We start from the raw sequence: 25,705 nt of genomic DNA on the forward strand, positions 1-25,705 counted from the left end.
TTAGAAGTTCAGATTGAATGACAAGGTTGCTGTACGCGGCGAACCCAAGAATAAATAATCATCACCCAAAAATTCACCTGCATCACGCCAGTATTTCTTGTTGAACAGATTATTAATATTCAAGCGCAGCAATGCATCGGTCGTATTTAGCTTAAATTGATAAGCAGCGCCTAAATCAACCACACTATAACCTGCAACTTTCGCAGCACCCTCTTTATTGGCATATTTGCTGGAACTGTATTGACCACCTGCCAGAACAGTGAAACCTGCAATGCTCGGTACGTTATAGCGAAGATGTGTTGCGAAACGAGCTTTTGGCACGTTTTGCGCCTGATGATTACCATATTCAACCGCTTCTACATTTTCTAAACGGGCTTTAGTCAAGGCAAAAGATGAAGTTAAGGCCAGATGATCGGTTAATGCACCATTCAGTCCGAGCTCCAGACCCTGACTATGTTGTTCGCCTTCCGCAACAAAATAGCGAAGTCCTGAAATCGGCTTGCTATATTGGTTGTCTTGGCGTAAATCAAATAGCGAGGCAGTCAATAAAAACTGCTTGATCTGTTGTTTGAAACCAACTTCATATTGCTCTGAGTAGATCGGTGCTAGGGTTTCAGCAGCATTCTCTGCAAACCAAGGTGCTGATTTTCCATCTGACAAGCCTTTGGCATACGAGGCATAGACGGTAGTCGATTCCAAGGGGCTATAGCTGATTGCGAATTGCGGTAAAAATTTAGCTAAATCGGTATCGCGAACTTTTATTACCTGCTTACCCTCTGCATCATAAGCATGTGCTTGCTCATCAAGCTCGATCCATTTTCCGCCAATTAAAGTGGTCCAATGTTCATTCCATTCAATACGGTCTAATGCTGTAAATGCAGTTTGTTTACTTTTAAGTGCTTGATATTTTGGTCCAGCATTCGCTGTTACTGGGGAAAAATCTATAGTTTCTGTATAAATATTACCTACACCAATCCATTCATTGACACCAGCAAAACGATCTCGCGATTTATTGGTTTGTGTAATATCAAAATTTAGATAATGTTGCGCCCAATTGGTATCAATCACCCCATCTAGTTTGACTTTAAATTGGTTGGTTTTAAAGGTTTCATCTGGATTCTGATAATCGTAAATATCATACTCGCCAGCTTTACCAAACGTATTACAGGAATACGCTTCTAGACAGCCTTCCCGATAATATCCATAAGCAAAGCTTGAATAGTCATCAACTCTGGATTTACTGTGGGCTGCAACGAGTCCCAAGTTCCAGTCATCATTCAAAGCATAACTATATTTTAAACTGCTATTCAGACTATCGATCGTGACCGGTTTGCCCCAAGTCTGATAACCCAGCAATCGATCCCATTTCACATTTTCTGGGGCTTTGCCATCCAGTAATTGATAACCTGGCACTGATTTTTGTTCGGAACGCTGTGCTTCAAGATCAAGTTCTACTTTGGATTGCGCTGACATCTTCCAATCCAATGCCAATGCCGCTAAATAGCGTTCACCCTCCACATGATTGACATAAGAATCCATCTGTTCATTCACCAGATTGATGCGATATCCGAATTGTTGCTCATCACCCAAAAAACCACCGAGATCAGTTGCCACTGAAAACTGGCCGTGTTGATCGGCCGAGAATGTCAGTGCCTGAATATCTTTCGGTCGCTTGGTGACATAATTAACCACCCCACCCGGGGTTGACATCCCACTTTGAATCGCGGAAATGCCTTTTAAAATTTCCACACGCTCTTTATTTTCAAGTGCAACGTTTTGTTCACCACGAATCACATTGCCATTAATGAGGTAGCTTGATGCCAAATCAAGTGCAAAGCCACGCGAGACAAAGTTTGGATAATAGCCAATTGCAGCATAGCCATCACCGATGGCTGCATCATTTTTTACCACATCGCTCAGCACACGAGCATGTTGTTCAGCAATGAGATCGGCAGTCAAGATAGAAACTGATGCAGGTATTTTTTGCAAATTCTCCGTACCAAAACCTTCAATATTCACTTTGGTACTCGAGTAAGGAATGCTTTGATCGGCTGTGATAACAATCGTGTCAAGCTTTTGAACATCGTCTTCAGCATAAGTCAGCGGGACTAAACACAGCTGCGACAGAATGATCATATTTAAAGATCGGATTAATACATTCTGTTTGAGTTGACGAGTGTTCATACGAAACCTTATGTCTGTGAAGTGGGTGATGATGCTGGGTTTAGAGAGAGCATTGAGAAGATTGCAATTCATCTTGAATGAGCCGGGTTAAGGTCTGGGTAAATTGTTGACCTTGTTCGCCAAAGAACCAGTCCACATGACCGATAATCCAGTCGTAATAAGCAGCATCTGCATGGTTGAGGTTGTGGGTAATACCCACAAAATACTCCAGCTCTGAAAAAGCGAAATCCAAATGCACGATTTTCAGTAGTTCTGGCAAAATACTAAAATCTTCTTGTGGATGTACTTCAGAAAAATAAGCATGTAGAAAGGCAGTTAAACCAGCTTCATCAATCTGAATATGTGGGCTCTGCTCTAATTCCAACCAATTAATGAAATTACGTTCAATCGTCACAGCCAGATCATAAAGTGCAGAGTTTCGGTCAGATAAACCAAAATCAATTACGGCAGTAATTTCAGCTTTGGCATCCGGCGCTGACCAGAATAGATTAGAAGCGTGTAAATCGTTATGGGTCCAAATTTTGCTTGCCTGTTGCAATACAGGCTGAATACGCTGGTGAACCTGTAAGATTCGATCTAAGAAGTAAGGATCTAAATTTTTATCGGCAAAATAACGGCTTAATTCTGAACTGTTTGCAATGCGCCGTTGAATGGCTGTAATGATATTTTCACTGTCTAAAAGCTGCTGATTGGAAACCAAATAAGATGCTGATCTGCCCTGCTGTTCGGGAAAATCCTGCATCGCCATATGTAACCTTGCCAGTAATTGCCCCGCTTTCGCAGCATGTTCAGCATAGAAAAAAGGTTTCCAGGATTGCTGATCTGCATACAGATCTAAGCCGACTGCTTTTGCATAGACTTCATAGGTCCAGTCACCTAGCTCTAAAGCAGTCAGACCTTGATTTGAGCTAATCAATGCTGCAACAGGAATTTCTTTGCTAGCTAAATGCTGAAGAACAGCATGCTCCTGTAAAATATCGCGGGCACGACGAAAGGAACAATGGCTGCGCTTAATCAAATACTGATGCGCGACTGCTTCATCCCTGATCACAAAATCCTGCTCCACCTTGACCAGCGCCGCAGATGAAAATGGCCGGGGACTATACCACAAAATCTCAAAATGACCTTGTAAACAGGAATAGTGCTGCTGCAGGCTTTGTAATTCTGGATCAGAAATATGTGCCCAGTCTTTATTTTCCCAGGCATTGCCCATACCATGACCTAAATCATTGGTAATTATGGTCATCATCACTATTCCTGAGCTAGATCATTATCTAATAATGGAAAATCATCGTTTAGGCGAACATGCAAACAGTATTTTTAAATACATTTAATATTGAAGACACGCCCTAAAATTAAGTGGTACATACCAGTATTAAATTGAAGGCAAGTTTAGCCTTATAAATATAAAAATAGAATAGATCTCTCGCATAAATCAAAAAATGATCTTCTTTTTGGTTAATATTCGAACTCCAGATTTCTTAGCATTCGCGCATAATCTGCGGATGAAAATATATCGATTCAAACAAGCTTTCTTATCCTCAGTTCAAGCGATAACGTAGTTTTGAAATGTACCGTAATTCATTTTCATGACTTCACTAAGTAGCTCTTTAAATCCCTGTTTATCAGCAGCAAATTCTACCAGTGATTCATTGTTCAGATCAGTAACACATGCCATGGTCGAAATGACCTGTACACTATGAGCTTTGAATAACCCTCTCAAAATTTCATTTGAATGATTTTGGTCTTTAATGAAGTTCTTTAACGGCTTAGCAGGGATTGCCCAAGTATCGAAGTCTTTCATCTGTATCTGACGAACTTCAATGTCATTGATTTTGATGCTTCGATTCGTTTCTAGAAAAAAATCATTCATAATGATGTCTCAAATTAGATTTTAATGACAAAAAAATACCCTGATGGTTATCCCATCAGAGCTAAATATAAAATTATTTATTTCTTAATTTGAAATACTTTGATCAATCAGTTTCTCAATAGTATTAGAGGCAACATCATTAAAGTATGCACACTCACACTTAACTTCTTCTATTGTGCATTAATGGAAATACGATCCTCTTGGCTAACATATGATTGATGAAGCATATTTTCATATTCTTTCAATGTTTTTTGCAGTACAGTATTTGGATCCTTTTCCCAATAACCAATACCCAGCTTACCATCAATATTTGCAGCGTAATATTTAGGTTGATCATATTGAACCGTACCGGGTTTGTCGGAGACCACTTTTCTTGAGATGAGAAGCATTGCTTCGAAAGACGTAGCGAAGCGTAGTATCCCGATGACAAAATTAAAATATACCCCTGAAATCAGAGAAAGAGCGGTTCAATTATTGATTGAATCTGAAAAAGATTATCCATCGAATTGGGCTGCAATCACAGCAATTGCGCATAAGATTGGTTGTACTCCTGAAACACTTCGTGCCTGGCATCAAAAGCATTTAGATCAGCAAAATCCTATTAAAGTACAACAGATATCTGATCAAGAAAAAATGAAGCAAATGGAACGTGAAATTAAAGAATTAAAGCGTGCCAATGAAACTCTACGTAAAGCAGCCGCTTTTTTCGCCCAGGCGGAGCTCGACCGCCCACACAAATAATGGTGGATTTCATCCATAACAATAAAGACTTATATGGTGTTGATGCGATTCGTAGGATTTTACCGATCGCAGCTTCAACCTATTACCGGACTCTAGATCTCGCTGACAATCCAGAACATCGAGCAAAGCAAGATTTACATGATGAGCATCATGCTGAACAAATTAAAAGAATTTGGAAAGAAAGTTCAGGTCGGTATGGTGTGCGTAAGGTCTGGCAACAATTGAAACATGAAGGTTATGTTATCGCACGTTGTACAGTTGCTCGATTGATGCAGAAGCTAGGTATACAAGGTGTTTGGCGTGGTAAGAATAAACAAACCACCCGTAGCCGAGATGTTCAAAAAAGAGCAGATGATTTAGTGAAACGTAATTTTAATGCTGATCGTCCTGACCAACTGTGTGTGAGTGACTTTACGTATATTCAAACTCATTCAGGCTGGGTCTATACCGCCTTTATTATTGATGTGTTCTCACGAGCAATTGTTGGATGGAAAGTATCGACACGGATGAATACAGATATGGTGCTCGATGCATTAGAGCAAGCATTGCACGATCGAGGCATGCCAAAGAATGTGATTCATCATTCCGATAGAGGTGTTCAATATCTTTCTATTCGCTATACCAATCGTTTAGAAGCTGCAAATTTACGAGCATCAGTCGGTACAACTGGTGATTCATATGAGGACTTTTTTAAGCCGAGAAAACCTTTATAAAGTCCAATTAAGTCCTTGTCCCATCTCATAAATAATGAGTATTAATGCAATTACCATTAGTGAAATAACAATGGCTTCGACCTTAGTGAGCATCTTAAATTCTCCACCTTTCATGTTCTCTATGATAAACAAAGTAAACGATAAATAACAATAAAGTTACAAAAAATTACTTGATGTTTCAAAGATGGAGTTGGTAAAGAAAAATCTCTCAGAGGAGGTGCTAATTCTTTTCAAACTTAACCTTATGTATCAGCGATGTCCTGTATAAGACTCATGACCTACTGCGATCATATCAACACCACCTTCTTCTTCTAAACTTAATAAGAAAGTATGAACACCCTGCATATCATTTAACTCAATATTATTGCCGAGCCATTTCATCGTACCTAGTTTCATATTGTTTATGTCTTCTTGGATTCTATTGTAGTTGACCATTGCTATGCTCTTTTTATAATTTGCCATTAAATTTTATTCCCTATAAAAGATTTTCAAGAAAATCGGTCCGTATTTGGCCGATCAATACTACAAAAAAGCTCATCTGATAAGTATTCTTACATAAACCCAAGGTTCTATAACTTGGATCCATTAATGAAGTGATATAACGTCTAATTTTCCCTTCCTGCTCAACTTCAATCAAATGCACTTCCCAATACCCTCTAATATTGGATTAAGTTTCTTGGCATTTACTGATATTGGCATCCTGATATGAAAGTCATGCTGAGAATTACGCTTGATTTAGAATTGTTCAAACACAATTTAAACCAGATCCCATCAGGAGCCTTTGTTCTTACAGATAGAGGTTATCAAAGGATTTATACTTTGTATCCCAATACCCTGTTGCCATTAGAGGCCAAAAGCCGCTGTAAACTGGATCCTGAACTAAAAATCTATAATCAGGAAATCAATAAAGAAGAATAGAAATTAAGTATGTATTTGGCAGTCTAAAAACTTTCAAAATGCTTTCAGAACGTTATCGCAATAGAGCTAAAAGCCCCCCTCTTTTGAGATTCAATCTAGTTGCTGGAATTTATAATTTGCAACTGAGTAAGAATGATTTATGAAGGAGGTCTAATCTAAGAAAATAAAAAAAATCCTAAAACCATTTAACTTCTTAGGATTTGAATAGGCAGGATATAAATATAAGCTTATGCTTGAATATCTAAGGTCATTTCAATTTTGTCCTGTGACCAGATTTCGATGTCATATTCAATCACTAGATCATCTGATTTTGAAATACGTTCAATATAAGTGGCGGTTTGACTTAAAGGAATACCTAAGTGCTGGCTCTCAAAATGAGACACACCGGTATTTTTAATTTTTAACTGACTACTCGTGTAATTATAATGAAAGTGATTTTTAATGACGTCTTGGACCGAAGTAATCACATTATAATTCAGCACATCTGGAAACAGCGCAACAGGTAAATAATTATATTCTAGAAGTACTGGTACATCATCAGCATAACGTAAACGGATAATTTCAATAAAGCCCAATTTACGATTTTCTTCACTAAAAAGATCACTGTGATCAAATCGCTCCAGCTGTCTGGTCGAGATCAGTTCAGTTTTGGCATTAAAACCCTGTGCCTTCATATAAGAACGAAAATTTTCAATTGAGTTTGGATAGTATTGAATTTTTTTATTACTCACAAACCAGCCGAGATTTTGCCGTTTGAAAATTTTATCTTCGGCACGAAGCTGTTCATAGGCCTTACGCACTGTTTCCCTTGAACAGTCAAATTTTAATGCCAAGTACCGTTCGGATGGAATCATTTGATTAGAACTGTAATTTTTTAATTCAGCCTCAATCAAATCTCTGATTTCCATATACTTCATTCAGTGAATCCAGTGAGTGCTCATAAGTGATAAAGATAGTACTAAATTAAAGAACAGAGGAAAATTGAAAACAGGGTACAGATCAGTAAAAAGATGCATTCCCTTGTTTTAATGAGAATGTTTAGCAGCATGATTGATACGTGATTCTGAGAGAATATCGTTGTCCACTCATAATGTTCTCATTTATGCAAAAAGAATAAACTAAATTTGTCTAGGAGAGTGGTGACAGTCTAATCTAATTAAAAGGCATCTACAAAATCGGCGGCTATTCGTAATAATCGACTGAGAAAATTACGTACCTTGATTCTAGACATTATTGCCCACCTCTACTAGCACATTTCCTGACACAGTCCCTATTTATACATTTGAATGCCTTTGACTCTTAAAGATTATCTTTAATAAAATGAGCTTTATAGGGCAATATACTAAGATCTCCAGACTGTTGAATCCGGCAAGCGCACTGAGTGCAGTTCCGTAACGTGACACTGGGTAACGTCGTATGTAGACAAAAATTAAAGCTGTAGTTTAAGGCTGGCATCCTTTAAGATTTATTTTAATTTACCACTGATGTCTGGATTTTTAGCTAATTATACCATATCCAAAAAACATCTATTTACTAATAATTGCTTAGGCTATTTATTATAAAAAATAACAATACATCATTGATATATGAAAATTTATTTTTATTTTTTCATAGACATAAATTAATTAATTTTTTAGACCTCCATACACTATAGCTAAATTCCAAATAAGTTACTGCAATGTTCTTTGAATAATAAATCTATATCCTTAATTCTAAGTCTTTTCCTAACTGATTTTATTTGAGCCTACATTTTTTCTATCAGATTTAAGTCAGGGCTATATTTGGGTAACCATACAAGGTAATGGCCTGCTTCTTGGATTAATTTTTTAAGACTTTTACCTTTATGAAACGTCGCATTATCCATGATGAGAACACTTTTCTCTTTTAATTTCGGCAATAGATCATGCTCAATCCAACCCTCAAATACTTCTGTCGTGATAGAGCAGTTGAATAAACTCACAGTCAGTAACTTATTTTTAATCAAGGCTCCAATGGCATTACAACTGTTCTTAATTTGCCAATTAAATGTACCTTCTGCTCGTGCACCTTTATGACTATAGCTGTGGGAGCGGGTATCATTACTCTGAAACCCACTTTCATCAATATAAGTTAAGGGAAGTTCAGGTCCTAAATCTTCAATTAAATTTTTAAATTGTTCTCATTAACGAGCATCTGATTTTGGAGGAGTTAACGTCTTTTTTACGTGATATTCCTGCTTTATGTAATGCATTAAATACAGCATGAGTACTCACTCCCAAACGTTCAGCTCGTTTATACTGATAATCATCAGGATATTTTTCAATATCTGCCAATATTTGTGCTTCAATAATTTTAGCTGGACGCCCAGGAATAGGTTTTCGCTCTGTGGACTTTTGCCACAGTTAGATCATACGTGTAAAAACACTGAAATGCTGTGCTGTTTTTCGCACAGACATTTTATCTCTAGTCATAATCTCAATGACTTTGTCTTTAAAATCTTTTGAATATCCCATAGTTTGCATCGTAGTTAATATTTTAGAACTTGGCTATATAAGCCAGCATTTCATTTACTGCGATTTGTTCGCTACTAAAAAGTGTAGCAAGTTGCTACACTTTTTAATTCCTATATTGATTTAAATAAATAGGTAGTGTTCCAAAAAGTATGCTGAGATTAAATGAAGCCATTATTGATATAAAATAAGGTTAAGTCGAAAGCTTTAAAGTGGTTTTCAAGCTTTTTTGAAAATTACAACTTCTCCTAAAGCAACATCTAATCTGATGCCTTATTTTGCAATTATTTCCTTCAATACCTACAGTGAAAAAACTTACCAATACTTTTCTCACAATCTTTAAATGCAGTGATAAAACTATCCGATTGATCACTTGAAATTCGGGTATAATGAATACCTAACTGCTTCCACTTTTCCTTCAGTCGTTGGACTGTAGCTAGATCTCTTTATCCCAAAATTAAGTCACAATCTCTCCTGTTTCTCTATGGTAAGCGTAAATAAGTAATTATTTATTCTCTTAATCCCTACAAAAGTCCAAAACTCATCAACTTCAAGACATTCATAATATTTTTGCTCAGGAGGAATTTGATAAGTGGATTTACTCAATGCCTGCAATATGTCTTACACCACTACCTCTAACCATCAGGTGTAGTATTTTATTTGTTATACCAGAATGACAACCTCAATGACTAAGAGCATAATCACTAATAAACTGACGCTTGCAGTTTTTGCATTGATATTTTTGCTTACCATATAGTTTGAGGCCATTTTTCTTTATACTGTCACTTAGACAGGTTGGACATTTGATTTCTAATGTTATTTGTATCTCACTATCTTATCAAAAGCCAACCTGTTTTTTTCAGCATACTTTTTGAGACACCACCAAATGAATATAGGGATTGAACTTTAATCAAAGAGAAATTATTTAATTCAGTCAAATTTATCTGCTAAATGAACTAAAACCTAAACTTAAACAACTATATATTATTAGTTGCTATTTTATTCTCATTAAATGTTTAGCCGAATTCAAAGCGGATTCAAACTATTTTTATTACAAGATGTACTAAGAATTAATCCTGTAATTTTTTTCGAGTAGTAGGCTTACCTAACATTAATGTTGGCTTAACTGGTCTCCAGAAAGAACGAATAGCTTGAAGTTAAAAGCTATCATTAAGCGAGTTTAAATTATTTATGTTCGACCAGCATATAAATTTCCCTATCGGAAAATCTGATAGGAATTGATTTTTTTTTGATACAAAACGTGAAAACTGAGGGGCTTATATGGACATATAAAATATTTCCGGATAAATATAAAACTAGTCCCCAAGAAGAAAGTTAGAGTTTAATCTTAGTCGAAAGTAACAGCACTCTCAAAGACTAAATGTAAAGAAGCATACTTAAGAAAATAAATCTCAATAATGCATGAGGATGTAATTAGTTTGAGGGTGCTAAAAAAGTGTAGCAACTTGCTACACTTTTTCACTTTTCTGAATAAGCTGTTTTAAAAAATCTTCTAGTTGTAAGAGACTAGCTTCGTCAATTTCCGAGATATTCAGAGAAACCTTAAGCTGTTTTTGATTGAGTTTGATATTCCCCGCAATCTTACCTGCATATTCAATTTTTCTAACCACAGATGTTGTGGTCAGTTTTCCTGGATCCTGACTCAATATTTTTTCAGCATAGGCAGTAACTTTACTTTGCTCAAGTTTTTTGTCTTTTACTTTTTCCCAAGCCCCGAGTAAAGCCGTTTCGGCCTCAGAAAGTTGTTCCAGATGATCCGATAGAAATTTTTTGAATGCAGTTGCAGCAGTACGACCTAGCAGGCCTGGTTCCACATCAAGGTCATTTAAAATTGCTTGAGGCAGCTTTTCGTACGCTAAATACTTGTACATATCTTCGCGATTTAAACCCAGTGAATTGGCTAAACGTTGCTTGTTTTTCTTTAATTTCTCATCGAGAGAGTTCAGGCCAATAAAAATTTCATAATCTGTTAGATCCTGACGCTTTAAATTTTCTGCCAAGGTTAACAAAGATGCTTCTACATTATTTGCATCAATGATAATGGCTTCAATCACAGACTTACCGAGTAACTGATGCGCCCGTAAGCGTCGCTCGCCTGCAATCAGTTCATATTTCAGATTATCCAGTTTACGCACTGTAATGGGCTGCAAGAGGCCGATTTCATTAATAGAATCCGCCAGTTCCTTTAACTGTGACTCTTCAAAGACTTTACGCGGCTGGTTTGGACTGCGGCTGATATCCTCAATAGGGACATTACGTCTAAACTCTTTTAGCTCTTTAATATTGTCTTTCTGTGCTTGCTGGTGTTTTTCTGTATTCTGTTTCAGTTTCTGAGCTAAAAGCTCCTTGGTACTTGCCATAATGCTCTCAGGTTTAAACTTTCGCTACAATTTCATTGGCAAGGCTTTCAAAAGCCTTACGTACTTTTGAATTTTTTTCTACTTTCAAAAGTGATTGTTGCAGAATCGCTGCTTGATTGACTTTAGTACTTTGAGGAATGGTGGTTTCTAAAATTTTTCCCACCTGTTTCAAGGCTTCATCTCGAATCAGTTTACAAACATTCTGACGTTCATCATGCTTAATCAGTAAAGCGCCTAAAAGCTCTAAATCTGGATTAATACGTTTGATCTTTTCAAGATGGTTTAAAAGATCTGTTACCCCATACAGTCCATATTGTGATCCGGATTCGATAGGGATAATGACATGGGTTGAAGATGCCAGCGCATTGCTGGTTAATAATTTAAGACTAGGTGGACAATCAATCAATATGAAGTCATAAAGATCTTTTAACAGTTCTAGCTTGATATTTAACTCTTCAGAAGGACGGGGAGCTTCTTCTTTTAGTTGGTCTTCTGTTTTTCCTAAATTCAAGGAACCATAAATTAATGATACTTTTTCAAAGTTCGTTTCTTCTTGTAATGCATCTGCCAACAACGAAATATCGCCCACCAGTAATTCTGCTGTAGTCACAACAATTTCGCTTGGATGTTGGATCCCAATATGTAAACTTGCGTTTGCTTGAGGATCTAAATCAATGACTAAAACTTTATTGCCCAGATTGGCAAGTTCTGAGGCGAGGTGCACAACAGTCGTTGTTTTGCCACATCCGCCTTTATGGTTAGCAACAGTAATAATTTTTGCAGACATGCGTGTCAGATGCTTCCGTATTTGAATGTCTAGTAATATAAATAACTTTCACTCATCTTACTATAGTTTTTAAATTTATAAATCCTATTTGTTCAGATGTAAAACAGCTTTAAAAATAAATCTTTAACTAGGCTAGCTTAATTAATAATTAGAATAATTAGTTATTTAGCTAATTAATAATTAAGAGCATATTTTTATTATATAAAACAAATACTTATTTCTTTAAAAGTGGAAGGTTTGTCACCATAAAGTGGAAGGTCTGTCACTCTAAAGTGGAAGGTCTGTCACTCTAAAGTGGAAGGTTTGTCATCGTAAAGTGGAAGGTCTGTCACTCTAAAGTGGAAGGTTTGTCACTAGGGTGGAAGGTTTGTCACTGCTACTTTTTAAACTGCTATTTTTTTTTAAAAATATATAAAAAAACAATAATTTAGGTTGTTAATAAAGTCTCGTAAATAAGCTTTAAAGGTGGAAAGGTTGTCACTGTGTATTTTTGACCTGTGGATAATCTGTTTTTATTGGATATTTCCTGATGATTATATGTGCAGTTATACCTTTCAAATCTAACTGAAAGGTGGAAGCCTTGTCACATGAGGGTTTCTATTTGAGCTAGCTTACCTAAATCTAGAAGAAAAAAAGTAAAAATAAGCATTTTGAACTGTAATTTCGGGGGCTAAAGGTGGAAGGTCTGTCACTGTAAGGTGGAAATACTGTATTTAATTCCACTTTAAAGGCAAAAAACCAGATAATAACGCTTTTTTTTGATGACGGACCTTCCACTTTTAGAATCTTGTGGTGAAAGTCTTGAAAGTTTTTCCACTTTTGTATATAAAAACTTAAGTCAAATTATAAATATCACGGTTATGACAGAATCTGAACCATTGCAAGAAGAAACGAATTATATTCCCTACTGTATAGGCAACATTCGCCATAATGGCGTTGTCAGTACCAGTAACCGCTTAATTCGCCCAATCGAGTTGTCATCCAATGAATATAAGGCACTTCTATATGCAATGGCGGTTGCGAACTATAGTGAGAAAAATAGGGTAGATGGTGAAATTACCGAACAAACTTATATTTATTTGTATAAGGATGATTTGGCAGATTTACTAGGATTAAATAAACGTAACTCAATTAATGTTGCAATAGATCGGATCTATAAAGAGCTTTCATCCCGGGTAGCTCATTTTATTATTGAGGAGCCTGCTGATAATGGTAAGAGAAAGACTAAAAAAGTACATTCTGTCGTTCCCATTATCCGTGAGTTAAGATGGGAAGATGACTCTAAAAATGCGATTCAGATTCGTTTTACTAGTGAGGTGTTGCCGTATTTCACTCAACTGGCTGGGGGTAATTTTACTACCTATCAGCTAAAACATCTTTTTGCCCTAGATTCTGTTGCCAGTATGAGTCTTTATACTTATTTCATTAAAAACGAATTTAAGTACGCCAATCAAAAGAGTTATGAAGTGCCATTACTTTTAGAAAACTTGAAAGCACTGATTGATATTAATGAAACCAAATATGATCGCTGGGTAGATTTTAGACGCTATGTATTAGACAAAATAGTGGCAGAAATTAACGAAAATACAGATCTACAATTAGAGTATGAAACTGTTAAGAAAGGCCGTCCAATTGTAGGTGTGAATTTCAAACTGCATCATCGGATTGCTGATAAAGCACCGGATGAAATGGCAGTAATTGAAAAAATCTATCTTGATGTTCCATTTGAAGACAATGCATTCGTAAAAGAGTTAGGTGCTAAATTCGATATGAATGTACGTTCCTGGTATATTTTTAATAATGATGAAAATTATCAGCAGTTCAAGAAGTGGTTTAAAAAAGTAGGGTGTCTCACTGACTCTCAAGCAAATATTGTCATTAATGACACTTTATTCCAAATGGATTTTGCTGAAATTGGTATAGGGCTGAATGACTTTAAACGAAACATGAAGCATAAACTTAAAAATAACCCGGAATTCGTTCAAAGTATTCGTGAAAGATTGAATGATATTTTTGGTAAAGACCTTATTTAGAAAAAAGTGTAGCAACTTGCTACACTTTTGGAGATATATGTTCTTAAAAAATACAAGTGGTAAGGACTATAGAAGAAAAACGGCTCTATTGCATATAGGCTTTAGAGATAGATCCTTCCTAAGTTAGGCAAATTAGGTATAAAGTTTGCCTAATTTCGTAAATCTATCCAAAACTGCTACCCGTAGATGAATCTCATACCTGACTTTAAAAATGTTTTTCCGTCAACTCATCTCCTAATAATTTAATGCAATGCGCCTTGGTTTTAATCAAACTGCATCGATGATAACCTGGCTTTTTTCCAAACAGCTCTACCTAGACATTTGACTGTTTTTAATAATTCGTTTTTCTCTAAAGATTCTGTTGTTTGATCTTTTTAGAATTTTGCATTTTTTTCTGGAGTAATGACAGTATGTGCTCATCGGTCTGAAATCACTTCTCTGCAGCATTTTATGTCTTACGCCCCATCGGTATAGACAGAATCTATTCGCTCATCTGACTGAATTTGGTCCAGCAAATCCTGAGTAATTGTGAATCACTCACATTATTTGTCGCAAGGTGAACGGCTCGAATTTGCATGGTTTCAACATCTATACAATAAGTTTATCTCATTCGACGGTATTCTGGGTGATGTTTCTTACGCTTCCATTCACCTTCACCTAAAGATCTTGAACCCGTAGAGTCGATGAATAGGTGTAACTTATCAGTAACCTATCACGAATTTTTTAATAGCTTATCGCAATATCAATATGCTTTTGTCATCTATAGAGGACAGAGTAATCTAGTACTCTCCAATTCAAGCTACAGAGTTTAATTAGACTTCGAACAAAGCCTGTGGCCATGAATAAAAAAAGATGGAAAAAGGATTTGATCATTAAATAGCATTTAATGGCTTTATCGGAATAAGTTTGATTTCGTTCGTGCTTGCCTTGTGGTTGTGCACCATTGGGTCTTAGGGTCAAACCAGATTGATATATTTCCTCGCTTGATTAAAGTTTAGTTATACGAGGACCAATTGGTTATACGGTGGATTCTAGATGTAGGCGTCCTGGAAACTATATTGCTAAAGAAGCCTTTAAGAGTAGAGTAGTTTCGTGCAACAAAATCGTTTTAGAACTTTTAATCTTATTAGTAAATCTATTTCTAAAATTACTAGGGCGTGTCATCAATTAAGCCAGATGATTGTTGAAGCCAGGTAGATCGCTGATAAGAAGTTTTGAGCCAATTTATCATAGCGTGTGGCGATTACTTTAAATTGCTTTAGCCTTGCAAAGGTATTCTCAATTAAATGCCTGATTTTATAAAAATAACAACCCATATGATCATTATTTGAAAGCGTATTAGATTTTTTGGAAATATTGGTTTTATTACCAGTATTTTCTATCTGTTTTCTCAATGACTCAGAGTCATACCTTTTATCAGCATAGAGAATTTTTGTCTTATTTAGGTCTATGTTGTTAACTAAGTTCTATGCCACTTTTATATCGTGTATTGTGCCATCCTTTATTAGAAACTAAACAGGATTCCCATTAGAATCCCCCCCAAATGAATTTTAAAACTGTTTCCACTGATACTTTTTGAGATTGCTTGATCCTTGATTCCTGTAGCGTGCTGCAGAGCCCTCACATTACGGGCATCATTAGACACCTATTCCGAATCAGCATCAGATCAAATTAACTTTAATATTTTTTAATAAGTTATTGTCTTTTGACTATGGGGAAAGCTTCTTGAATATGGAATTTGGTTCTCCAAAAGCAGCAGGTAAATCCCTCCATGGACAGCCCGTACGAATCCTAAAAAGAATAACTTCAATAAAATTTTCAAGATTTTGTTTAGTCTTAACCACACCCAACACCTTGTATACCTAGCTTTTTCATTAATCGAGCAACAGTACAGCGTGCAATAATATAGCCTTCACGTTTCAGTTTTTGCCAGACTTTACGCACACCATTCCGACCTGAACTTTCCTTCCAAATTCGTTTAATCTCCTCAGCATGATGCTCATCATGTAGATCTCGTTTCGCTCGATGTTCCCTTGCAAAGCGATGCTTTTCATCAGCGAGATCTAAAGTTCGGTAATAGGTTGAAGCTGCGATCGGTAAAATCCTACAAATCGCATCAACACCATATCGATCTTTATTGTTATGGATAAAATCCACCATTATTTGTGTGGGCGGTCGAGCTCCGCCTGGGCGAAAAAAGCGGCTGCTTTACGTAGAATTTCATTGGCACGCTTTAATTCTTTAATTTCACGTTCCATTTGCTTCATTTTTTCTTGATCAGATATCTGTTGTACTTTAATAGGATTTTGTTGATCTAAATGCTTTTGATACCAAACACGTAGTGTTTCAGGAGTACAACCAATCTTAGGCGCAATTGCTGTGATTACAGCCGAATTCGATGGATAATCTTTTTCAGATTCAATCAATAATTGAACCGTTCTTTCTCTGATTTCAGGGGTATATTTGGGTTCTTTCATCGGAACACTACACGTTATATTAGAATGAGAACCTCGATAACTAAGAGCATGATCACCAATAAAGTGACGCTTGCAGTTTTTGGATTGATATTTTTGCTTACCATATAGTTTGAAGCCATTTTTCTTTATACTGTCACTTAGACAGGTTGGACATTTGATTTCTAGTGTTATTTGCATCTCACTATCTTATCAAAAGCCAACCTATTTTTTTCAGCATATTGAAACACCACCGAAGATGATTAGGTAGTTATCTTGCTGAACACCGTTAGAAAACGAGCTGATAGCATAGTTTATGACGAAGCGAAAAAGTGAATTAAAGACTAAAATGGGAGGTATAAGCTCGCATTTTTGCATTATCACCACTATCTTGAATGTAGCTAAATTCCTTAATACGACAGAACCAAACTATACAAGCAGATGAACCAGAAAAGGACCTACCAAAACCATAAAAATACCAGCAAGTACCATTGTTAAGCTGGCAATCACCCCTTCTTCTTTATCACGACTATAGGCTTTAGTCGTTCCAAATCCATGTGCTGCGTTGCCCAAAGATGCACCCATGACAAAATGAGATTTTAACGGTAAGGCGGCTAGCACAATATCACCAATGATCATACCTATAACACCAGTAATCATGGTAAACAAAATAACCAGTTCGACAGAGCCACCTATATGATTGCTCAACTCCATTGCAAAAGGTGTAGAAATGGAACGCGCCATTAAGCTATAGGTCGTTGACTGATCAAAATTAAACAGCTTAGCCAAATAAAATGAACTGATCATTCCTGCTAGCATCCCTATCACCACGCCCATACTGATAGAAAGTAGATGTGTTTTGATTATTTCACGGTATTCATAAATTGGAATGGCAAAGGCGACTGTTGCAGGGCCTAACATCCAGACAATCCATTGGTTATCTTGCATATACGTATCATAGGATATATTCAAAGATAAGATTAAAATAATCAGAAGGATAGGGGGTAGTATCGCTGGTGATAAAATGAGATAAGAATATTTTTGATGGATTTTTTTTACGACAGTATAAAAAAGTAAAGTTGAAATCAGACAAACAATGGCGATTAAAGTCATGATTATTTTCCATCCTGATCTATATTACGCAGAGATTGGGAGCGATTATTCTTGATTTTATTTTCAAAATGAAAGCCAAGATGTACACTATATGCTGTAACCACCATGACACAAATGGTGCCCAGAATAACAGCAAAGATTAATTGCCAGCCTTCTGTTAAAAAAAGATGTTTATATTTAATTAGTCCAACAAAACAGGGAATAAAGAATAAAACCAATTCACCCAAAATAAAATCGGAGCCACTCTTGATCCATTCAAGTTTAAAAAATCCAGTCAATAAACCTGCTAAAACAATAAAAAGCCCGATCACTGCACCAGATACTGGAAGTTTAAATAAGGATTGAAGTATGCTGCCAATCCACCAGAAAGCAAGTAATAAACTGATTTGCAAAATGATTTTACTGATATATTTGAGTCGGGTCGGATGTTCGATTTGTACAGGCATTAATATCACAGCTTGATTTTGAAGATAAGGTAATTTTATATGCTGTACGTATGTGAAATAATGAATAATTTTATAAATATTATTCTATATTGGAATAATTTATGGATCTAAAATCACTTAAAATTTTTGTTGAAACTGTTAATAGCCAGAGTTTTAGTTTAGCTGCAGTACGCTTGTTTATGACGCAACCGACTTTAAGCAAGATCATTAAAAGCTTAGAAGAAGAGTTGGGAACAGCACTATTTAAAAAAGGTGAAGCAGGAAGAAAACGTGAAGTCGTACTGACTTATACAGGCGAACTGATTTATCAGCATGCATTAAACATACTGTCAGAACATGAAAAAATATATAACACGATTGAGCAAGTTAAGTTACTTAAAAAGGGTAAACTGACTTTAGGTTTACCACCATTAGGTTCTGTCTTATTTAGTTCACTTATTGCCTTATTTCATAAGCAACATCCGGATATACAGCTTAGTTTTTTAGAGGTAGGCTCAAATAGTATTGAGGAAGCAATTGCAGATAAACGTATTGATGTTGGTATTTTACTTGGTAATTTTCGACCGACTTTTGCGTCAATCCCAGTTGTTGATTCAGCAATGTGCTTACTATCCATAAAAGATTCACAGTGGAGAAATAGGAAAACTGTAAATTTGATTGAATTAAAAGAAGAATCCTTTCTATTATTTTCTGATACCTTTACTTTGAATAGTATGATTATTAAAGCAGCAAATACAGTAGGTTTTGAACCTAAAGTTGTCTGTAAAAGCAGTCAATGGGACTTTATTGCAAAAATGGTTGAATCAAATATGGGAATCGCATTACTTCCTCAAATATATTGCCAGCAATTAGATCAGGAAAAATTCAACACTGCCGTATTGGAAAATCCAGGTTTAAATTGGACTTTAAGTATGGCCTGGAATACGACTATAGCAATGAGTCCTGCAACTAGAGCATGGCTAAATATTGTAAAAGATCATAAACAGAAAATTCACTTTTAGTTCAATGCTTTTACAACCAGTTTTTGATTGTCGTTACAATCAGTTTTGGCTGTTTAATTCATCGGTTCTATCGCATTAAGGAATTTAGGTCCATTTAACTTATATTTACCTAAAATCTAGTTTATAAATTATTTTTACAATATATTTATTAATTTCAATATTTTGAAGAAAAATAATAGAAAGTTATAAAAAATTAGTTCATGAACTTATAGGATTTTTAAGAACATTTATATGAATGACTAAGTACTGTGAAAAAAGAGAACTAGATGACGTTTAGATAAAATTTTCAGTCAAATAATCTTATTGTTGTTATTTCTAGTCACATAGTCTATTTTTATTATATGAATTATTCTTCCTCACCCAAAAGACCACGTGGTCGACCAACCAAACACGGTTGTAACTATGCAGACACTAAAGAAGTTTTAATCCACCGAGGTATCGAGTTACTGACCGAACGTGGAATGAATGCTATGAGCTTGGATGATCTCATGAAATCAGTCCAAGTTCCTAAAGGGTCTTTCTACCATTATTTTGTAAATAAAGAGGCTTTTATTTTAGAAGTCTTAGATGCTTATGAACTTTATTTTGTGAAGCGATTGAATAAGTTTTTAAGTCAAACTGATCTTTCCCCACTAGAAAAGCTACAAAATTTTGTAAAAGATGCGGGTGAAAAAATGCAAAAATATGATTTTAAACGAGGTTGTATTTTAGGTAACTTAGGACAAGAAGTGTCGTATTTGCCACAAGAAATCATTGCCCGAATCGAAAGTATCTTTAAGGTATGGGAGAAATTAGTTTCTGATTGCCTACATCAGTCAAATTCACAATATAGCCTAGCTGATTGCGATGAAGCTGCTTATCAGTTTTGGATTGGGTGGGAAGGTGCAGTTCTAAGAGCACGTTTGGTCAAATCAACAAGTCCCTTAGATGCATTTTATCGCTTGTTTACTTTAGCTGTAAAACAATAAAATCACGTAAAAAGTTAATTAAAAAATAAATGCAGACGTCTGTATTTATTTTTTAATTAATTCTAGACAATCAGTCTAATTAAATGGAGAGGAAGTTCTATGTACAAAGGTATTGTAATTAATAAAGATGAAGCAGGTTACACATCACAAATTACTGAGATTGCATCAAAGCCTTTACAAGAAGGAGAGGTTAGAGTCGAAGTCAAATATTCAACACTCAATTATAAAGATGCTTTAGCCATTACTGGGCGTTCACCAGTGGTGCGTAGTTTTCCTTTGACCCCAGGCATCGATTTTTCGGGTGTTGTGATTGAATCAAAACATCCAGCATGGAAAGAAAGAGATGAAGTTCTACTGAATGGTTGGGGAGTGGGTGAAAAATATTTTGGAGGTCTAGCCGAGCAAGTCACTGTTTCTGGTGATTGGCTCATACAAAAACCTTCTGCTTTTTCTTTTAAAGATACGATGGTTATTGGTACAGCAGGTTATACCGCAATGTTGTGTGTCATGGCTTTACAAAAACATGGTATTAAACCAAGTGATGGAAAAATTTTAGTGACAGGTGCAAATGGTGGAGTAGGTAGTATTGCCATTATTATTTTGAATCATCTTGGTTATGAGATTACAGCTTCAACTGGTCGACCTCAAGAGTCAGAATATTTAACCTATCTAGGTGCGAGTGAAATTATTGATCGTATTGAATTATCTTCCCCAGGAAAGCCATTAAACAAAGAAGTTTGGGCTGGCGTAATTGATACTGTTGGAAGCCATACTTTAGCCAATGCATGTGCTAGTACAAAATATCGTGGTGCAGTTGCTGCGTGTGGTTTGGCAGGCGGAATGGATTTTCCAGCAACAGTTGCTCCATTTATTCTAAGAGGGATTACCTTATATGGAATTGATAGCGTGATGGCACCAATCGAATTAAGAAAAGAAGCATGGGAACGTTTGGCTACAGAATTAGATCAGACAAAATTAGAAACAGTAACGACTGAAATTCAGTTGACAGATGCTTTAAATATTTCAAATGAAATTTTAGATGGAAAAATTCGAGGTAGAGTTGTTGTACAGATATAGTTCAACAAAATGAGTTGTGGGGACTGTTCTAAATTTTGTGTAAGTACTTAATTTTCATTTATCCTACTGAGCATAATAAAAAGAGGTACTTCACATGGATGAAGCTACAATCAAAAGTATGGCACCTGAATTAGCTAAAGGTTTAAAAATTCCTGAAGATTTAAACCAAATGACAGCCATATTTAAAAAGTTCATGATCGAAACCGCTCTGAATACTGAGCTTTCTGAACATTTAGGCTTGAAAAGCATCAACCTAAGAAAGGATCTAATGCACGTAATGGTTTTAGCTCCAAAACAGTTCTAACACAAGATGGGCAGCTTGCTTTAGATATCCCTCGTGATCGTGATGGCTCTTTTGAACCACAGATTATTAAGAAGCATCAAACTCGCATTACTAGCATGGATGATCAAATTCTTTCGTTATATGCGAAAGGAATGAAAAATAGAGAAATTGTTGCTTTTTTAAAGAAATGTACGATGCCGATGTATCTGCCTCCCTTATTAGTAAGGTGACGGATGCTGTCATTGAACAAGTGACAGAATGGCAAAATAGAACACTCGATAGTCTTTATGCTATTGTCTATTTAGATTGCATTGTTATTAAGGTTCGTCAGCATTCAACAGTAATCAATAAATCAGTTTATTTAGCATTAGGCATTAACCTGGATGGCCAAAAAGAACTTCTTGGCATGTGGCTTGCTCAAACAGAAGGTTCCAAATTCTGGCTATCAGTCATGACAGAGCTTAAAAATCGAGGAGTGCAAGATATTCTTGTAGCCTGCCTTGCGAAGCAGCGCTTCTCAGGACTAAAAGGCTTTCCTGATGCGATAGCCTCTGTCTACCCTCATACTGATATCCAGTTGTGTATCGTACATGTTGTACGCAATAGCCTGAGATTTGTGAGCTGGAAGGACTACAAAGTTGTAACAGCAGGATTGAAGGCGATCTATCAGGCAAGTACAGAGGAAAATGCTTTAAAGTCCCAAGATATCTTCTGCGATCAATGGAATCACCAGTATCCAAAAATTGGAGAATCCTGGCGGGCAAATTGGGAAAATATCCGAACGATCTTTAGCTATCCTGCTGAAATACGTCATGCGATTTATACAACAAATGCAATTCAATCATTGAATAGCGTGATCCGCCATTCAACTAAAAAGAGAAAGATCTTCTCTTCTGATGATTCAGTGAAAAAGGTCATTTATTTAGCAACTTCAAATGCTGCTAAAAAATGGACCATGCCAATTCAAAATTGGCGTTTAGCAATGAATTGGTTTACGATTCAGTTCGATGATCGCTTAAAAGATCATTTATAAAAAATGAGACTTACACAAAATAATTTACAGGCTCGTAGAAACATGAAAATACATTCTTTTGGTGAACACAATAACATTACTTTATCTAATAATTGTATTGAAGTTCGAGGTGCACGTGAGCATAACCTTAAGGATGTAGATGTTTCTATCCCAAGAAATGCACTTGTTGTTTTCTCAGGTGTATCGGGTTCAGGAAAATCATCACTTGCTTTTGGAACTATTTTTGCTGAAGCACAAAGAAGATATTTCGAATCTGTTGCACCTTATGCAAGACGCTTAATAGATCAGGCCGGAGTACCAGATGTTGATGCTATTGATGGTCTACCACCAGCAGTAGCATTGCAACAACAACGTGGTGCAAGTAATACCCGTTCTTCTGTTGGAAGTGTAACAACTTTATCAAATCTCGTGCGAATGATTTATTCGCGTGCTGGTGCATATCCTGCCGATCAGCCAATGTTATATGCCGAGGACTTTTCACCGAACACTCCTCAAGGTGCTTGTCCTACCTGTCATGGTTTAGGTCACATTTATGAAGTTACAGAATCGACAATGGTTCCTGACCCAACACTCAGTATTCGTGAGAGAGCTATCGCATCATGGCCACCTGCTTGGCACGGGCAAAACTTACGCGATATCCTAGTAACCCTAGGGTATGATGTTGATCGACCATGGAAAGATTTACCGCAATCGGATAGAGACTGGATTTTATTTACTGAAGAAACCCCAACAGTTCCTGTCTATGCTGGTTTAAGCCCCGCTGAGACTCAATCTGCACTTAAACGTAAACTAGAACCCAGCTATATGGGCACTTTCACTGGTGCTCGTCGCTATGTCCTTCATACTTTTGCTAATACCCAAAGTACGTTGATGAAAAAACGTGTTTCACGTTTTATGGAAGGAAAAATATGCCCTTCCTGTCATGGTAAACGCCTTAAACCAGAAGCCTTATCTATTACCTTTGCTGGAGTAGATATTGGTGAGTTTATGCAACTTTCTTTGGATAAGTTAACTTGCCTGCTTGAGCCCATTGTTCTTGGCAATTTCGACGCTCATGATGCTGGAGAAAAGACTAATAATAAAGTAACCCAACTTGATAGATCTGAACGAGCAGCAACAGGTAGAGCAGTGCATTCTGTATCTCCAGATGTAAGACGTACGTCAGCACTTTCAGATGAAAAGAAAATTGCTGCCCAGCGTTTAGCAAATGGTGTGGTGAGGCGTTTAAATCAATTACGCCAGTTAGGTCTTGGTTATCTAACATTAGATAGAGCCACACCGACTCTTTCAGCGGGAGAGTTACAACGTTTGCGGTTAGCAACACAATTAAGTTCTATGCTATTTGGTGTAGTCTATGTACTGGATGAACCATCTGCTGGATTACATCCTTCAGATAGTCAGTCATTATATGATTCTCTCGATAAATTAAGAGATGCTGGAAACTCCGTATTTGTTGTAGAGCATGATTTAGAGCTCATGCGTCGTGCTCAATGGTTAGTGGATGTTGGACCAGATGCAGGAGAGCAAGGTGGTAATATTTTATATAGTGGAGTACCTCAGGGTTTAAGTGAGATTTCAGCTTCACGTACTGCAAGTTATTTATTTAATAAAATCCCAGTTACTCAAAGTTATGGACGTACACCCTCTGGTTGGCTTGAACTTAACAATATTTACCGACATAACCTGCATAATATTGATGCTCGTATACCTCTTAGTGTACTTACAGCAGTTACAGGTATTTCAGGTTCAGGTAAATCTAGTCTCGTTTCTCAAGCTTTACCCGAGTTAGTACTTTCATATTTAGGCAATGAATCTGAAACTGAAAACAATAATGAAAATAATCCTTTAAATGAAGGAATGTTGGTTACCGAGGTTACACAGGGTTCTCTGGCTGGTGATGTGGAGGCTATACAGCGTCTGGTACAGGTTGATCAAAAACCAATTGGCCGTACTCCACGTTCTAATCTGGCAACTTATACGGGTTTATTTGATCATGTTAGAAAGTTATTTGCTGGGACTCCTGAAGCTCGCCAAGCTCATTATGATGCTGGACGTTTTTCGTTTAATGTGGCTAAAGGGCGATGTGAAACTTGTGAAGGTGAAGGCTTTGTCAGTGTAGAATTATTGTTTATGCCAAGTGTATATGCCCCTTGTCCGACATGTCATGGTGCTCGATATAATGATGACACTCTGAAAATTCGCTGGAATGGACGTAATATTGCTGAAGTATTAGGAATGACCGTCAATGAAGCACGTGATTTTTTTGATGGAGAGGTCTCGATTGCTCGTTCACTACAATTATTAAAGGAAATTGGCCTTGGTTATTTACGTTTAGGGCAACCAGCGACTGAACTATCTGGTGGAGAAGCGCAACGTATTAAATTGGCGACCGAGCTGCAACGCAATCAGCGTGGAAATACACTGTATATACTTGATGAGCCAACTACAGGTTTGCATCCATCAGATGTAGATCGATTGTTAGTTCAATTGCAGCGATTAGTCGATGCGGGTAATACCGTGGTTATGATTGAGCATGATATGCGTGCCGTTGCACAAGCAGATTGGGTGATTGATGTGGGACCAGGTGCTGGAAATGCTGGTGGGAACATTGTTGTGGCAGGAACACCAAAACAAATAACAGAAAATCAAGATAGCCGTACTGCTCCATATTTAGTTAATGAGTTAGTGAGTCGTGATACTAAACGTTGATATTGCGAGTGGGTAGAATAAAACCTTAAATTAAAATCCTGTAAAATCAATTAGATATTTTTCGTTTAGGTGGTGTGTGAGCATGAAATCTAAAAGCTTTTTTCAACTAAGGGCTTTGTTGCACAAACCTATCTGTAACGGCTTTTTCAGCGATATAATTTTCAAATGAAGAAGCCTACACACAAAATCTACCGCACAACCAATTGGCCCGCATATAACCGAGCACTCATGAGTCGCGGAAATATTGCCATTTGGTTTGATCCTGCTACGCAATGGTATGCTCCATCAAAAGGCAAACAAGGACGAAATCAAACCTACTCCGACGCAGCTATCCAATGCTGCTTAATGATTAAATCCTTATTCCGCCTATCTTTAGATATGGTCACTGGCTTTGTGCAAAGTCTGATTAAACTTTGATTTAGTATAAAAATAAAGTTAGTAAATAAATAATATAAACCATATAAATCAAATACTTTTTTATTAAATATAAAATCTATTTGAAT

18 protein-coding genes, 8 pseudogenes and 2 other annotated features are annotated in these 25,705 nt (G+C 36.5%); of the genes and pseudogenes, 9 read left to right on the forward strand and 17 right to left on the reverse strand.

Annotation, left to right across the window (positions count from 1 at the left end):
- The 4 genes from C3F22_RS16955 to C3F22_RS16970 form a co-directional block, all read right to left on the reverse strand.
- Positions 1-2,184: a TonB-dependent siderophore receptor gene (locus C3F22_RS16955; RefSeq protein WP_004812065.1), complete on the reverse strand. Its 2,184-nt coding sequence runs from the start codon at positions 2,182-2,184 to the stop codon at positions 1-3.
- Between the two features lie 40 nt (positions 2,185-2,224).
- Positions 2,225-3,430 (reverse strand): phosphotransferase enzyme family protein, encoded by a 1,206-nt coding sequence (locus C3F22_RS16960; RefSeq protein ID WP_034424589.1) that lies wholly within the window; start codon positions 3,428-3,430, stop codon positions 2,225-2,227.
- Positions 3,431-3,730: 300 nt separating this feature from the next.
- Positions 3,731-4,057, reverse strand: a complete 327-nt coding sequence (locus C3F22_RS16965) for a hypothetical protein (protein ID WP_004812063.1) — start codon at positions 4,055-4,057, stop codon at positions 3,731-3,733.
- Positions 4,058-4,227: 170 nt separating this feature from the next.
- Entirely contained in the window at positions 4,228-4,446 is a 219-nt protein-coding gene (locus C3F22_RS16970; protein WP_004812062.1) for a hypothetical protein, read from the reverse strand.
- A gap of 34 nt (positions 4,447-4,480) precedes the next feature.
- Between C3F22_RS16970 and C3F22_RS16975 the strand changes: the two are divergent.
- Positions 4,481-5,484: pseudogene (locus C3F22_RS16975) on the forward strand (IS3 family transposase); the annotation flags it as partial.
- Positions 4,756-4,872: a sequence feature (AL1L pseudoknot), on the forward strand. It overlaps the preceding pseudogene by 117 nt.
- A 276-nt stretch (positions 5,485-5,760) precedes the next feature.
- Here C3F22_RS16975 and C3F22_RS18390 read toward each other — a convergent pair.
- Positions 5,761-5,973: a hypothetical protein gene (locus C3F22_RS18390; protein WP_004812059.1), complete on the reverse strand. Its 213-nt coding sequence runs from the start codon at positions 5,971-5,973 to the stop codon at positions 5,761-5,763.
- A gap of 243 nt (positions 5,974-6,216) precedes the next feature.
- Here C3F22_RS18390 and C3F22_RS16985 point away from each other — a divergent pair, with 243 nt between their 5' ends.
- Positions 6,217-6,429 (forward strand): hypothetical protein, encoded by a 213-nt coding sequence (locus tag C3F22_RS16985; RefSeq protein ID WP_004812056.1) that lies wholly within the window; start codon positions 6,217-6,219, stop codon positions 6,427-6,429.
- Positions 6,430-6,656: 227 nt separating this feature from the next.
- Here C3F22_RS16985 and C3F22_RS16990 read toward each other — a convergent pair whose 3' ends face one another.
- The 6 genes and pseudogenes from C3F22_RS16990 to C3F22_RS17015 all read right to left on the reverse strand — a co-directional run bounded on the left by C3F22_RS16990 (position 6,657) and on the right by C3F22_RS17015 (position 12,086).
- Positions 6,657-7,346, reverse strand: coding sequence for a GntR family transcriptional regulator (locus tag C3F22_RS16990; RefSeq protein WP_004812055.1), 690 nt, complete (start codon positions 7,344-7,346; stop codon positions 6,657-6,659).
- Between the two features lie 827 nt (positions 7,347-8,173).
- On the reverse strand, positions 8,174-8,569 hold the full coding sequence (locus C3F22_RS18855) for a transposase (protein WP_155757634.1): 396 nt from the start codon (positions 8,567-8,569) through the stop codon (positions 8,174-8,176).
- Positions 8,570-8,576: 7 nt separating this feature from the next.
- Complete coding sequence (locus C3F22_RS18670) at positions 8,577-8,810, reverse strand: IS630 transposase-related protein (protein WP_276553158.1); 234 nt, start codon at positions 8,808-8,810, stop codon at positions 8,577-8,579.
- Between the two features lie 269 nt (positions 8,811-9,079).
- Positions 9,080-9,744: pseudogene (locus C3F22_RS17005) on the reverse strand (IS1 family transposase).
- Between the two features lie 643 nt (positions 9,745-10,387).
- The gene (locus C3F22_RS17010) at positions 10,388-11,299 is read right to left on the reverse strand and encodes a ParB/RepB/Spo0J family partition protein (protein ID WP_004812054.1); all 912 of its coding nucleotides are present in this window, start codon (positions 11,297-11,299) and stop codon (positions 10,388-10,390) included.
- Positions 11,300-11,312: 13 nt separating this feature from the next.
- Positions 11,313-12,086, reverse strand: coding sequence for a ParA family protein (locus C3F22_RS17015; RefSeq protein ID WP_001274705.1), 774 nt, complete (start codon positions 12,084-12,086; stop codon positions 11,313-11,315).
- Positions 12,087-12,946: 860 nt separating this feature from the next.
- Between C3F22_RS17015 and C3F22_RS17020 the strand changes: the two genes are divergently transcribed.
- Positions 12,947-14,119 (forward strand): replication initiation protein, encoded by a 1,173-nt coding sequence (locus C3F22_RS17020; RefSeq protein WP_034424580.1) that lies wholly within the window; start codon positions 12,947-12,949, stop codon positions 14,117-14,119.
- Positions 14,120-14,251: 132 nt separating this feature from the next.
- Here C3F22_RS17020 and C3F22_RS17025 read toward each other — a convergent pair.
- The 6 genes and pseudogenes from C3F22_RS17025 to C3F22_RS17055 form a co-directional block, all read right to left on the reverse strand.
- Positions 14,252-15,176, reverse strand: a pseudogene (locus tag C3F22_RS17025) (IS5 family transposase).
- Between the two features lie 106 nt (positions 15,177-15,282).
- Positions 15,283-15,951, reverse strand: a pseudogene (locus tag C3F22_RS17030) (IS5 family transposase); the annotation flags it as partial.
- A 7-nt stretch (positions 15,952-15,958) separates the two neighbouring features.
- Positions 15,959-16,596: pseudogene (locus C3F22_RS17035) on the reverse strand (IS3 family transposase); the annotation flags it as partial.
- Positions 16,205-16,321 (reverse strand) — a sequence feature (AL1L pseudoknot). It overlaps the preceding pseudogene by 117 nt.
- Positions 16,597-16,608: 12 nt before the next feature.
- Positions 16,609-16,773 (reverse strand): annotated as a pseudogene (locus C3F22_RS17040) (transposase-like zinc-binding domain-containing protein); the annotation flags it as partial.
- Positions 16,774-17,001: 228 nt separating this feature from the next.
- Positions 17,002-17,685, reverse strand: a complete 684-nt coding sequence (locus C3F22_RS17050; protein ID WP_004812048.1) for an LrgB family protein — start codon at positions 17,683-17,685, stop codon at positions 17,002-17,004.
- 2 nt (positions 17,686-17,687) lie between these two features.
- Entirely contained in the window at positions 17,688-18,131 is a 444-nt protein-coding gene (locus C3F22_RS17055; protein WP_004779973.1) for a CidA/LrgA family protein, read from the reverse strand.
- A 101-nt stretch (positions 18,132-18,232) separates the two neighbouring features.
- On the opposite strand from C3F22_RS17055, the gene C3F22_RS17060 reads away from it, so the two are divergent.
- From C3F22_RS17060 to C3F22_RS17085, 6 genes and pseudogenes are all read left to right on the forward strand, one after another.
- A complete protein-coding gene (locus C3F22_RS17060) occupies positions 18,233-19,132 on the forward strand; it encodes a LysR family transcriptional regulator (RefSeq protein WP_004779974.1) in 900 nt (299 codons plus the stop codon).
- Positions 19,133-19,473: 341 nt separating this feature from the next.
- Entirely contained in the window at positions 19,474-20,100 is a 627-nt protein-coding gene (locus C3F22_RS17065; RefSeq protein WP_004812047.1) for a TetR/AcrR family transcriptional regulator, read from the forward strand.
- A 99-nt stretch (positions 20,101-20,199) separates the two neighbouring features.
- Positions 20,200-21,177, forward strand: coding sequence for an MDR family oxidoreductase (locus tag C3F22_RS17070; RefSeq protein WP_004812046.1), 978 nt, complete (start codon positions 20,200-20,202; stop codon positions 21,175-21,177).
- Positions 21,178-21,271: 94 nt separating this feature from the next.
- A pseudogene (locus C3F22_RS17075) lies at positions 21,272-22,493 on the forward strand (IS256 family transposase).
- A gap of 42 nt (positions 22,494-22,535) precedes the next feature.
- Positions 22,536-25,202: an excinuclease ABC subunit UvrA gene (locus C3F22_RS17080; RefSeq protein WP_104427064.1), complete on the forward strand. Its 2,667-nt coding sequence runs from the start codon at positions 22,536-22,538 to the stop codon at positions 25,200-25,202.
- A gap of 165 nt (positions 25,203-25,367) precedes the next feature.
- Positions 25,368-25,616 (forward strand): annotated as a pseudogene (locus C3F22_RS17085) (IS5 family transposase); the annotation flags it as partial.
- Between the last annotated feature and the right edge of the window lie 89 nt (positions 25,617-25,705).

It is taken from the genome of Acinetobacter sp. ACNIH1, from assembly GCF_002934695.1.
GTDB classification, from domain to species: domain Bacteria; phylum Pseudomonadota; class Gammaproteobacteria; order Pseudomonadales; family Moraxellaceae; genus Acinetobacter; species Acinetobacter variabilis.